Here is an 11533-nt window from a genome sequence, read left to right as displayed (position 1 = left end):
TCGGCGTTCTCGGCGTTCTCGGCGTTCTCGGCGTTCTCGGCGTTCTCGGCGTTCTCGGCGTTCTCGGCGTTCTCGGCGTTCTCGGCGTTCTCGGCGTTCTCGGCCATGGTTCCTTCTCCCTCAGCTCTCGCACGGTTCAGAGGGGTAGACGGCCGGCGCCCGCTAAACTCATCGCCCCCACGTAACGAGACGCAGCGTCTTGCGGGATCGGCCCGCGCGCCGTACAGTCGTCGACACAAGACGAGACGAGACGTCTCGTCTAATCGATTGCTCAGGAGTCGCTCTTGTTCCGTGTCCATCTCACCGACGTCACCAAGCGCTACGACGACCGGCTCGTCCTCGACCGCGTCTCCCTCACCGTCCGGCCCGGCGAACGCGTCGGCGTCGTCGGCGACAACGGCTCGGGGAAGTCCACCCTCCTCCGGCTCCTCGCCGGCCTGGAGCGGCCCGACAACGGCACCGTCGCCGTCGACTCCCCCGGCGGTCTCGGCCACCTCGCCCAGACCCTGGACCTGCCCGGCACGGCGAGCGTCGGCGACGCCGTCGACCTCGCGCTCGCCGACGTACGGGAGCTGGAGCGGGCGATCCGGGCCGCCGAGGCGGCCCTCGACCGCACCGGGGACCTCGACGGCTACGCCGCGCTCCTCGCCGCGTACGAGGCGCGCGGCGGCCGGGACGCCGACCGGCGGGTCGAGACCACCCTGCGGCAGCTCGGCGAGAGCGCCCCGCTGAGGCGCGACCGCCCGCTCGGCACGCTCTCCGGCGGTCAGCGCTCGCGCCTCGCGCTCGCCGCCACCCTCGCCGCCGACCCTGAACTCCTCCTCCTCGACGAGCCGACCAACGACCTCGACGACGAGGCCGTGGCCTGGCTGGAGGAGCGGCTGCGCGCCCACCGGGGGACGGTCGTCGCCGTCACCCACGACCGGGCCTTCCTCGACCGGGTCACCACCGCCGTCCTGGAGGTCGACCACGAGCTGCGGACGGTACGCCGGTACGGCAACGGCTACGCCGGCTACCTCACCGGCCGCGCCGCCGAACGGGCCCGGTGGGAGCGGGAGTACGAGGAGTGGCGGGCGGAGCTCGCCCGGTACTCGGCCCTCGCCGACACGAACATCGACCGATTCTCCGCCATCCCGCGCAAGGCCCCGGCGGCCTTCAGCGGGGCGGGCGCCTTCCGGGCCCGGTCACGGGCGCACGGCGCGATGAGCAGGATCAGGGCGGCCCGGGAGAGGCTCCAGCGGCTCACCGAGAACCCGGTGGCCGCGCCCCCGGAACCGCTGCGGTTCACGGCGGACATCGAGGGCCGGGCGGGCGCGGTCGCCCTGACCGACGTACGGGTCGAGGGACGGCTGCGCCTGGACTCCCTGCACCTGGCCCCCGGCGAGCGCCTCCTCGTCACCGGCCCGAACGGCGCGGGCAAGACCACGCTGCTCAAGGTCCTCGCGGGCGAACTCGCCCCGGACAGCGGGACGGTGACGGTCCCGCCTCGGGTCGGAATGCTCCGCCAGGACACCGAGCTGCCCGACGACCCCCGCACGGTCGCGGCGGCGTTCGGCGCGGCCCGGGAGGAGGAGCTGCTGCGGCTCGGGCTCTTCGGGGCGGCCGATCTCACCGTACCCGTACGGGAGTTGTCGACGGGCCAGCGCCGGAAGCTGGAACTGGCCCGCCTGGTCACCCGCCCGGCGGACCTGCTCCTCCTCGACGAACCGACCAACCACCTGGCCCCCGGCCTGGTGGAGGAACTGGAGGCCGCACTCGCCCACTACCCCGGCACGCTCGTGATCGTCACCCACGACCGCCGCATCCGCGCGGGCTTCCGGGGCCGCAGACTCGACCTGGCCCCGGCCCCGGCGCACGCGAGCTAGGGCCTTTCGTCTGGATCATGCCGGGCTCGCGGGGTCTGGCCTGACCCGAACGAAAGGCCCTAGTCGTCGCCCTCCAGGTCGCCCTCCGCCTCCAGGAACACCTGGCGCAGGGCGGCCAGGGTCTCCGGGTCCGGCTTCTCCCACATGCCGCGCGACTCGGCCTCCAGAAGGCGCTCCGCGATGCCGTGCAGGGCCCAGGGGTTGGCCTCCTTCAGGAAGGCCTGGTTCTCCGGGTCGAGGACGTACGTCTCCGTGAGCTTGTCGTACATCCAGTCGGCGACCACGCCCGTCGTCGCGTCGTAGCCGAAGAGGTAGTCGACCGTCGCCGCGAGCTCGAACGCGCCCTTGTAGCCGTGGCGGCGCATCGCCTCGATCCACTTCGGGTTGACCACACGGGCGCGGAAGACCCGCGAGGTCTCCTCGACCAGCGTCCGGGTGCGGACCGTCTCCGGGCGGGTGGAGTCGCCGATGTACGCCTCCGGGGCCGTGCCCGTCAGCGCACGGACGGTCGCCACCATGCCGCCGTGGTACTGGAAGTAGTCGTCGGAGTCGGCGATGTCGTGCTCGCGCGTGTCCGTGTTCTTCGCCGCGACGGCGATCCGCTTGTACGCCGTCTCCATCTCGGCCCGCGCCGGGCGGCCTTCGAGACCACGGCCGTAGGCGTATCCGCCCCACACCGTGTACACCTCGGCGAGGTCCGCGTCCGTCCGCCAGTCGCGCGAGTCGATCAGCTGCAGGATGCCCGCGCCGTACGTGCCCGGCCGCGAGCCGAAGATCCGGGTGGTCGCCCGCCGCTCGTCGCCGTGCTCGGCCAGATCGGCCTGCGCGTGCGCCCGTACGTAGTTGTCCTCGGCCGGCTCGTCGAGCGAGGCCGCCAGCCGTACGGCGTCGTCGAGGAGCCCGATGACGTGCGGGAACGCGTCCCGGAAGAAGCCCGAGATGCGCAGCGTGACGTCGATGCGCGGGCGGCCCAGCTCCGCGAGCGGGATCGCCTCAAGGCCGTTCACGCGGCGCGAGGCGTCGTCCCAGGTGGGGCGGACACCGAGTAGCGCGAGCGCCTCGGCCACGTCGTCTCCGGCCGTGCGCATCGCGCTCGTACCCCAGAGGGAGAGGCCGACGGACGTCGGCCACTCGCCGTTGTCGGAGCGGTAGCGCTCCAGGAGCGAGTCGGCGAGCGCCTGGCCGGTCTCCCACGCGAGACGCGAGGGGACGGCCTTGGGGTCGACGGAGTAGAAGTTGCGGCCGGTCGGCAGCACGTTGACCAGGCCCCGGAGGGGCGATCCCGAGGGACCGGCCGGGACGAATCCGCCGTTCAACGCGTGGACGGCGTGGGTGAGTTCGTCGGTCGTCGCGGCGAGGCGCGGGACGACCTGCTCGCACGCGAAGCGCAGCACGGCGACGACGTCGGGGCCGTACCCCTCGGCGACGGTCGCGACCGCGTCCACGGACCAGTCGGCCGCCTCCATCGCCTCGACCAGCTCGCGCGCCGTCGCCTCCGCCTCGTCGGCGGTGGTCCGGGTCGCGGCCGACTCGTCGAGGCCGAGGGCCTCGCGCAGACCCGGCAGGGCCTGCGTACCGCCCCAGATCTGCCGGGCGCGCAGGATCGAGAGGACCAGGTTCACGCGCTCGGGCCCGGCCGGCGCGCCGCCGAGGACGTGCAGACCGTCCCTGATCTGGGCGTCCTTGACCTCGCAGAGCCAGCCGTCGACGTGCAGCAGGAAGTCGTCGAAGCCGTCGTCCTCCGGGCGGTCCTCCAGGCCCAGGTCGTGGTCGAGCTTCGCCGCCTGGATCAGCGTCCAGATCTGCGCGCGGATCGCGGGCAGCTTGGACGGGTCCATGGAGGAGATCTGCGCGTACTCGTCGAGCAGCTGCTCCAGGCGCGCGATGTCGCCGTACGAGTCGGCGCGGGCCATCGGCGGCACCAGGTGGTCGACGAGGGTCGCGTGCACGCGCCGCTTGGCCTGCGTGCCCTCGCCCGGGTCGTTGACCAGGAACGGGTAGACCAGCGGGATGTCGCCGAGCGCCGCGTCCGGGCCGCACGCGGCCGACAGGCCCGCGTTCTTGCCCGGCAGCCACTCCAGGTTGCCGTGCTTGCCGAGGTGGACCATCGCGTCCGCCCCGAAGCCGCCGTCCTCGGCGCGCGCCGCGATCCAGCGGTAGGCGGCCAAGTAGTGGTGGGACGGCGGGAGATCGGGGTCGTGGTAGATCGCGATCGGGTTCTCGCCGAAGCCGCGCGGCGGCTGGATGAGGATCAGCAGGTTCCCGCGCCGCAGGGCGGCGAGGACGATGTCGCCCTCCGGATTGCGGGACCGGTCCAGGAACATCTCGCCGGGTGCCGGGCCCCAGTGCTCCTCGACGGCCTCCCGCAGCTCCTGCGGCAGGGTCGCGTACCAGCGCTTGTAGTCGGCGGCCGGGATGCGGACCGGGTTGCGGGCGAGCTGCTCCTCGGTCAGCCAGTCCTGGTCGTGGCCACCGGCCTCGATCAGGGCGTAGATCAGCTCGTCGCCGTCGCCGGAGACAAGGCCGGGGATCTCCTCGACCGGGCCGAAGTCGTAACCCTCCTCCCGCAGTCGGCGCAGCAGCGCGACCGCGGAGGCGGGCGTGTCCAGGCCGACCGCGTTGCCGATCCGGGAGTGCTTCGTCGGGTACGCGGAGAGGACCAGGGCGAGCTTCTTCTCGGCGTTCGGGATGTACCCCAGGAGCGCGTGGCGGACGGCGATCCCGGCGACCCGGGCGGCGCGCTCGGTGTCGGCGACGTACGCGGGCAGCCCGTCCTCGTCGATCTCCTTGAAGGAGAACGGGACGGTGATGAGCCGGCCGTCGAACTCGGGCACGGCGACCTGGCTCGCGGCGTCCAGCGGCGAGAGCCCCTCGTCGTTCTCCTCCCAGGCGGCGCGCGAACCGGTCAGGCAGAGCGCCTGCAGGATCGGTACGTCGAGGGCGGCGAGCGCGCCCGCGTCCCAGGCGTCCTCGTCGCCGCCGGCCTGCGCCTCGGCGGGCTTGGTGCCGCCGGCCGCGAGGACGGTGGTGATGATCGCGTCGGCACCGCGCAGGCGGCGGAGCAGCTCCGGCTCGGGGGCGCGAAGGGACGCGACGTACAGGGGCATGGCGCGGGCGCCGGCGTCCTCGATCGCCTCGCAGAGCGAGCCGACGAAGGCGGTGTTCCCGCTCATGTGGTGGGCGCGGTAGTAGAGCACGGCGACGACGGGGCCGTCCGTGACGCGCGGCTCGCGCTCCAGCGGACCCCAGGTCGGCGCGGCGGCCGGGGCCTCGAAGCCGTGGCCGGTGAGCAGCACGGTGTCGGAGAGGAACCGGGCGAGCTGCTCCAGGTTGGCCGGGCCGCCGTGCGCCAGGTAGGCGTGCGCCTCGGTGGCGACGCCGACGGGGACGGTGGAGGCCTCCATCAGCTGGGCGTCGGGGGCTTGTTCGCCGGAGAGCACGACCAGCGGCTTCTCCGCCGTCCGCAGGGCCTGAAGGCCGTCCTCCCAGGCCCGCAGACCGCCGAGGAGCCGTACGAGGACGAGGTCGGCGCCGTCGAGGAGCCCGGGCAGGTCGTCCGGCGAGAGCCGGGAGGGGTTGGCGAACCGGTACTCGACCGGACCGCCGGCCGCGCGGGCGCTGAGCAGGTCGGTGTCGGAGTGCGACAGCAACAGAATTCGCATGCGTGCGCAGGCCTTCCTCGGGGTTGTCCGCGCCCCGGGTGGTCGTGTGGACGGCAGGAGTTCCTGACTCACCCGGTCCCTCGCGGGACCTGGCTCACAGTGGCGGGACCGCGCCGGATTCTCACCGGGCTTCCTCCCCGGGGTCCTGGGACCCCATGCCGATCTGCATAGTAGATCGTGAGGTCGACGGGCCGGGTCGGGTGGCGGAGTCGGCCGGATCACACTGCGGGCGGGATGGGCCGCGAGCTGCGTGCGGGATCGTGCGCGAGCTGCGGGCGGATCGGGTGCGAGCTGTGGGCGGGATGGTGTGCGAGGCCCGCTTCCGCCCGGTGGCCGGCCGCCGCGTCCTGCCCGATTCCGCCCGGGGTCTGCCGCCGCGTCCGGCACGCTTCCGCCCGGGGTCTGCCGCCCCGTCCGGCACGCTTCCGCCCGGTGGCTCGGTCGCCGCGTCGGCCGGATCGCACCTGGTGGCCGCCCGGTGGCCCGTCGGTATGCTCGCCGCCATGCCGCCCACCCCGCCCCCGACGCCCGACCCGGGCGAACCTCGCATACGGGACCGTGGCGACGCGTGCCCCGGGGCGCTGCGCCTGCACTCCGCCGACGACGGCCGCCTCGCCCGACTCCGCCTGCCCGCAGGTCGTCTGACGTCCCGTCAGGTCGAGATCCTGGCGGACGCCACGGAGACCCTGGGCGACGGACGGCTCAGCATCACCTCACGCGGCAACGCCGAGCTGCGCGGCCTCGCCGACGACTGCGGGGCGGAGCTCGCGGCGCTCCTCGCCAAGGCGGGCCTGCTGCCCTCGCCCACCCACGAACGCGTCCGCAACATCGTCGCCTCCCCCGCCTCGGGCCTCGACGGACTCGGCGCCGCCAACGTGCAGTTGTGGGCCCGCGAGCTGGACGCGCTCCTGTGCGCCGCGCCCTGGGCGGCGGCACTTTCCGGCCGATTCCTCTTCGTCCTCGACGACGGGCGCGGTGACGTCGCCGGGCTCGGCGGGGATGTGACCTTGGTCGCAGTGGACGGCGGCGAGGCGCAGCTGCACGTCGGCGGGCGAGCCGTCCGGCTCGCGAGCTCCGACGCGCCCGGCGCGGCCCTGGCGGTGGCGGGCGGGTTCCTGGCCGCCGCGCGGAAGGCCGGGACCGGGGCCTGGCGGGTCCGGGAACTCCCGGAGGGGTACGAGGTGGACGTGGCGGAGTCGGAGGTGACGGCGGAGCCCGTACCCGCGCCGGAACTCCCCCAAGCCCCTCCCCCCTCCCCAGGCGTCCTCGGCCCCTCCGCCCTCTCCGTGCTCGCGCCCCTCGGGCGTCTCACCGCCGCCCAGCTGCGGGCCCTGCTCCCCGCCGACGAGGTGCGGCTCACGCCCTGGCGCGGCGTCGTCGTCGCCGGGGCGGGCGTCGACCGGCTGCCCGCCCTCGACGCTGCCGGGCTCATCACCCGCCCCGACTCCCCCTGGGCCGGCATCACCGCCTGCACCGGGCTCCCCGGCTGCGCCAAGTCCCTCGCGGACGTCCGCGCGGACGCGGCCCCGGGCCCGGCCCACGGCCTCCCCGTCCTCCCCGGCCGCCCCGTGCACTTCTCCGGGTGCGAGCGCCGCTGCGGACACCCGCACGGCGACTGGACCGACGTCCTCGCCACCGCCGGCGGCGACTACCTGGTGGACGGCGTCCCCACCCCCCGTACCGCCCTGCCCGAAGCCGTGACCGCGGCCCGCACGACGAGATGAGCGAGAGCACCAGGATGTTCGACTACGAGAAGGACGGCGCGGAGATCTACCGCCAGTCCTTTGCCACGATCCGCGCCGAGGCGGACCTCGCGGGTCTGCCCGCCGACGTCGCCCAGGTCGCCGTCCGCATGATCCACGCCTGCGGCATGACCGACCTCGTGCGCGACATCGCCCACTCCCCCCAGGTCGTCACCCGCGCCCGCGCCGCCCTGCGCGCCGGCGCGCCGATCCTCTGCGACGCGCAGATGGTCGCAAGCGGCGTCACCCGCAGGCGACTGCCCGCCGACAACGAGGTCGTCTGCACGCTCTCCGACCCGTCCGTGCCCGCGCTCGCCGCCGAACTCGGCACCACCCGCAGCGCCGCCGCCCTCGAACTCTGGCGCGACCGCCTCGAAGGCTCCGTCGTCGCCATCGGCAACGCGCCCACCGCGCTCTTCCACCTCCTGGAGATGATCGCCAAGGGCGCGCCGCGCCCGGCGGCCGTCCTCGGCATCCCGGTCGGGTTCATCGGCGCCGCCGAGTCCAAGGACGCCCTCGCCGCGCAGCAGCTCGGCCTCGACTACCTCGTCGTACGCGGCCGGCGCGGCGGCAGCGCCATGACCGCCGCCGCGATCAACGCCCTCGCCCACGAAGCGGAGATCCAGGCATGAGCGCGCACACCCCCGGACGGCTCTACGGGGTCGGCCTCGGGCCCGGCGACCCGAACCTGATGACGGTGGCCGCGGTGAAGGCCATCGGGTCCGCCGACGTCGTCGCGTACCACTCGGCCCGCCACGGCCGTTCCATCGCGCGCTCGATAGCGGCCGAGCACATCCGCGGCGACCAGATCGAGGAGCGGCTGATGTACCCGCTCACGGTCGAGACCACGGACCACCCCGGCGGCTACCGGGGCGCGCTCGACGACTTCTACGAGGAGGCCGCGGCCCGCCTCGCAGCCCACCTGGACGCCGGTCGCACCGTCGCCGTGCTCGCCGAGGGCGACCCGCTCTTCTACGGCTCGTACCAGCACATGCACAAGCGGCTCGCGCACCGCTACGACACCACCGTCATCCCCGGTGTCACCTCCGTCAGCGCGGCGGCCGCCCGGCTCGGGGAGCCGCTGTGCGAGGCGGAGGAGGTCCTGACGATCATCCCCGGCACGCTGCCGGAGGACGAGCTGACGGCCCGGCTCGCGGGCACCGACTCGGCGGTCGTGATGAAGCTCGGCCGCACGTTCCCGACCGTACGGCGCGCCCTGGAGCGGGCGGGCCGGCTGGAGGACGCGCGGTACGTGGAGCGGGCGTTCATGGCGGGCGAGCGGACCGCCGAACTCGCCGAGGTCGACCCGGAGACCGTCCCGTACTTCTCGGTGGCCGTGCTGCCCTCCCGTATCGACGCGGTGACGCCCGACGCACGGGAGACCGGCGGCGAGGTCGTCGTCGTCGGCACAGGGCCCGCGGGCGCGCCCTGGCTGACGCCTGAGTCGCGCGGCGCGCTCGTCAACGCCGACGACCTCGTCGGCTACACCACGTACCTGGACCGCGTCCCGGCGCTGCGTCCCGGGCAGCGGCGGCACGGCTCGGACAACAAGGTCGAGTCCGAGCGCGCCGAGTTCGCGCTCGACCTGGCGCGGCGCGGGCGGCGGGTCGCGGTCGTCTCCGGCGGCGACCCGGGCGTCTTCGCCATGGCGACGGCGGTCCTGGAGGTGGCGTCCGACCCCGCCTACGCGGACGTTCCCGTACGGGTCCTGCCGGGTGTGACGGCCGCGAATGCGGCGGCGGCCGCGGCGGGCGCCCCGCTCGGCCACGACTACGCCACGATCTCTCTCTCCGACCGGCTCAAGCCCTGGGAGGTCATCGCCGCCCGACTGCGCGCGGCGGCCGAGGCGGACCTCGTCCTGGCGCTCTACAACCCGGGCTCCAAGTCCCGTACGCACCAGGTGGCGGCCGCCCGCGAGCTGCTGCTCGAACTCCGCTCGCCCGAGACCCCGGTGGTCGTGGCGCGGGACGTCGGCGGCCCGGAGCAGTCGGTGCGGGTGGTGACCCTGAAGGCCCTGGAGCCGAGCGAGGTCGACATGCGGACGTTGCTGCTGATCGGCTCCTCGCAGACGCGGGCGGTCGAACGCGGCGACGGCCGCACGATCACGTGGACGCCGAGGCGCTACCCGGAGGCGTGACGGGAGCCGTCACGGCAAGGCGGCCGCCACGGGAGCGGCCGTGCCCAACAGGGCCGGTCAGCTCCCGACGAACCCGGCTTGCACCCAAGCGGCCGCCGCCTCCGGGGAGGCGGCCGTCTCCACGCCCTCCGGGATCGGTGGGCGGCGGACGACGACGACCGGGATGCCGGCCTCGCGGGCCGCGTGGAGTTTCGGGGACGTCGCCGCGCCGCCGCTGTCCTTGGTGACCAGGACGTCGATGCGGTGGCGGCGCAGGAGGTCGCGCTCGCCGTCAAGGGTGAAGGGGCCCCGGTCCAGGAGGACTTCGGTGCGGGCCGGCATGGGGGCGTCCGGGGCGTCGACCGACCGGACGAGGAACCACTGCGGGCAGTCGGCGAAGGCGGCGAGCCCCATCCGCCCGGTCGTCAGGAACACCCGGTCGCCGAGGCCGGTCAGGGCCCGCGCCGCCTCGTCCAGGGAGCCCACCGGGTGCCAGTGGTCGCCGGCCTCCGGTACCCAGCCGGGGCGGCGGAGGGCCAGCAGGGGAACATGGGCGGTGGCGGCCGCCCGGGCCGCGTTGAAGCTCATGGTCTCCGCGAAGGGATGGGTGGCGTCGATGACCGCGTCCACACGGTGCTCGCGCACCCACGCCGCGAGCCCCGCCACGCCTCCGAAGCCGCCGATCCGGACCTCGCCGACCGGCAGCCGGGGCTCGGCGACGCGCCCGGCGAGGGAGCTGGTGACCCGGACGCCGGGGTGCAGGGCGGCCGCGAGGGCGCGGGCCTCGGTGGTCCCGCCGAGAATGAGTACGTGCACGGGAGCCATGGGAGTCCCTTCATGAGTGCGGGCGGCGGGAGCGGTGGGCGCGACGCCCAACTCAAGCACACGGGTCTGCGCCCGGGCTGGACCACCGGTGCCTGTGCGACGGCGGCGACGACGGCCGCGTACACGGCGCTGCTGACCGGCGACTTCCCCGACCCGGTGACGATCACGCTGCCGAAGGGCCAGCGGCCCGCGTTCGCGCTCGCGGCGGAGGAGCTGTCCGGCGGCGCGGCCATGGCGGCGGTCGTGAAGGACGCGGGCGACGACCCGGACGTCACGCACGGCGCGCTGATCCGCTCGACGGTACGGATCCTCCCGGCCGGCTCGGGCGTCGTCTTCCGGGCCGGTCCAGGCGTCGGTACGGTGACGCTGCCCGGGCTGCCCCTGGAGGTCGGCGAGCCGGCGATCAACCCGGTGCCGCGCCAGATGATGCGCGAGCACGTGGCGGAGGTCGCCGCGGCACACGGGGGCGGCGGCGACGTGGAGATCACGGTCTCCGTCGACCACGGCGAGGAGATCGCCCGCTCCACCTGGAACCCGCGGATCGGCATCCTCGGCGGTCTGTCGATCCTGGGGACGACCGGCGTCGTCGTGCCGTACTCCTGCTCGGCCTGGATCGACTCCATCCGCCGCGGGGTGGACGTGGCCCGCGCGGCCGGCCTCACCCACGTGGCGGGCTGCACCGGCTCCACGTCCGAGAAGACGGTGACGACGCTGTACGACCTGCCGGAGATCGCCCTGCTCGACATGGGCGACTTCGCGGGCGCGGTCCTGAAGTACATCCGCCGGCATCCGGTCGACCGCCTCACGATCTGCGGCGGCTTCGCCAAGCTCTCCAAGCTGGCCGCCGGCCACCTGGACCTCCACTCGGCCCGCTCGCAGGTCGACAAGGGCTTCCTCGCGGACCTGGCCCGCACGGGCGGCGCCTCCGAGGCCCTCGCCGAGGAGATCGGGGCCGCGAACACGGGCCTGGCGGCCCTCCGCCTCTGCGAGGCCGCCGGCGTCCCCCTCGGCGACCTGGTGGCCGCCCGCTCCCGCGACGAGGCCCTCGCGGTCCTGCGCGGCGCTCCGGTCGCGGTCGACGTCGTCTGCATCGACCGCGCGGGCACGGTCGTGGGCCGCTCGTCACCGGCGGGTCCGTAGCGAACCCGTCCGTGGCAATACCCGCACAGCGGATGCGGTGGGCACCGCCCCGAACCTAGGCTGGCCACGGCAGAACCCCTATCGAGAGGGAGTCCCATGGCGAAGCGCGGCAACAAGAAGCGAGCCCGCAAGAAGAAGAAGGCGAATCACGGCAAGCGGCCGAACGCCTGAGAGCCGCCGGGG

The 11533-nt window shown here is 74.5% G+C and carries 8 protein-coding genes and 1 riboswitch; of the genes, 6 read left to right on the top strand and 2 right to left on the bottom strand.

Annotation, left to right across the window (positions count from 1 at the left end):
• The first annotated feature begins 284 nt into the window (after positions 1-284).
• A complete protein-coding gene (gene abc-f / locus ACGFYP_RS09235; protein WP_393488274.1) occupies positions 285-1865 on the top strand; it encodes a ribosomal protection-like ABC-F family protein in 1581 nt (526 codons plus the stop codon).
• A gap of 59 nt (positions 1866-1924) precedes the next feature.
• Here abc-f and cobN read toward each other — a convergent pair whose 3' ends face one another.
• Positions 1925-5527, bottom strand: coding sequence for a cobaltochelatase subunit CobN (cobN, locus tag ACGFYP_RS09230; protein WP_393488272.1), 3603 nt, complete (start codon positions 5525-5527; stop codon positions 1925-1927).
• Positions 5528-5563: 36 nt separating this feature from the next.
• Positions 5564-5703: riboswitch (cobalamin riboswitch) on the bottom strand.
• 315 nt (positions 5704-6018) lie between these two features.
• Here cobN and ACGFYP_RS09225 point away from each other — a divergent pair.
• The 3 genes from ACGFYP_RS09225 to ACGFYP_RS09215 are packed head-to-tail and all read left to right on the top strand — an operon-like array spanning position 6019 to position 9406.
• Positions 6019-7251: a cobalamin biosynthesis protein CobG gene (locus ACGFYP_RS09225; RefSeq protein WP_393489160.1), complete on the top strand. Its 1233-nt coding sequence runs from the start codon at positions 6019-6021 to the stop codon at positions 7249-7251.
• 14 nt (positions 7252-7265) lie between these two features.
• Entirely contained in the window at positions 7266-7901 is a 636-nt protein-coding gene (locus ACGFYP_RS09220; RefSeq protein ID WP_393489157.1) for a precorrin-8X methylmutase, read from the top strand.
• Positions 7898-9406 (top strand): precorrin-2 C(20)-methyltransferase, encoded by a 1509-nt coding sequence (locus ACGFYP_RS09215; protein WP_393488270.1) that lies wholly within the window; start codon positions 7898-7900, stop codon positions 9404-9406. The genes ACGFYP_RS09220 and ACGFYP_RS09215 overlap by 4 nt, the downstream gene beginning before the upstream one ends.
• A 57-nt stretch (positions 9407-9463) precedes the next feature.
• Here the strand turns inward: ACGFYP_RS09215 and ACGFYP_RS09210 are convergent, their stop codons facing one another.
• On the bottom strand, positions 9464-10201 hold the full coding sequence (locus ACGFYP_RS09210; protein ID WP_393488268.1) for a cobalt-precorrin-6A reductase: 738 nt from the start codon (positions 10199-10201) through the stop codon (positions 9464-9466).
• A gap of 21 nt (positions 10202-10222) precedes the next feature.
• On the opposite strand from ACGFYP_RS09210, the gene ACGFYP_RS09205 reads away from it, so the two are divergent.
• Together ACGFYP_RS09205 and ACGFYP_RS09200 are read left to right on the top strand one after the other, a co-directional pair.
• A complete protein-coding gene (locus ACGFYP_RS09205) occupies positions 10223-11350 on the top strand; it encodes a cobalt-precorrin-5B (C(1))-methyltransferase (protein WP_393488265.1) in 1128 nt (375 codons plus the stop codon).
• 96 nt (positions 11351-11446) lie between these two features.
• The gene (locus tag ACGFYP_RS09200; protein ID WP_099895366.1) at positions 11447-11521 is read left to right on the top strand and encodes a 50S ribosomal protein bL37; all 75 of its coding nucleotides are present in this window, start codon (positions 11447-11449) and stop codon (positions 11519-11521) included.
• The last annotated feature ends 12 nt before the right edge of the window (positions 11522-11533 follow it).

The organism is Streptomyces sp. NPDC048370, assembly GCF_043200825.1.
GTDB lineage: Bacteria > Actinomycetota > Actinomycetes > Streptomycetales > Streptomycetaceae > Streptomyces.
Note: the sequence above shows the minus strand (reverse complement) of the source record. Positions and strands in the feature narration are given on the sequence as shown.

Excerpts from the sequence above, each read along its gene's own strand:
- ACGFYP_RS09225 (WP_393489160.1), top strand. The coding sequence starts at position 6,019 with ATGCTCGCCGCCATGCCGCCCACCCCGCCCCCGACGCCCGACCCGGGC.
- ACGFYP_RS09215 (WP_393488270.1), top strand. The coding sequence starts at position 7,898 with ATGAGCGCGCACACCCCCGGACGGCTCTACGGGGTCGGCCTCGGGCCC.
- ACGFYP_RS09205 (WP_393488265.1), top strand. The coding sequence starts at position 10,223 with ATGAGTGCGGGCGGCGGGAGCGGTGGGCGCGACGCCCAACTCAAGCAC.
- cobN (WP_393488272.1), bottom strand. The coding sequence starts at position 5,527 with ATGCGAATTCTGTTGCTGTCGCACTCCGACACCGACCTGCTCAGCGCC.
- ACGFYP_RS09220 (WP_393489157.1), top strand. The coding sequence starts at position 7,266 with ATGTTCGACTACGAGAAGGACGGCGCGGAGATCTACCGCCAGTCCTTT.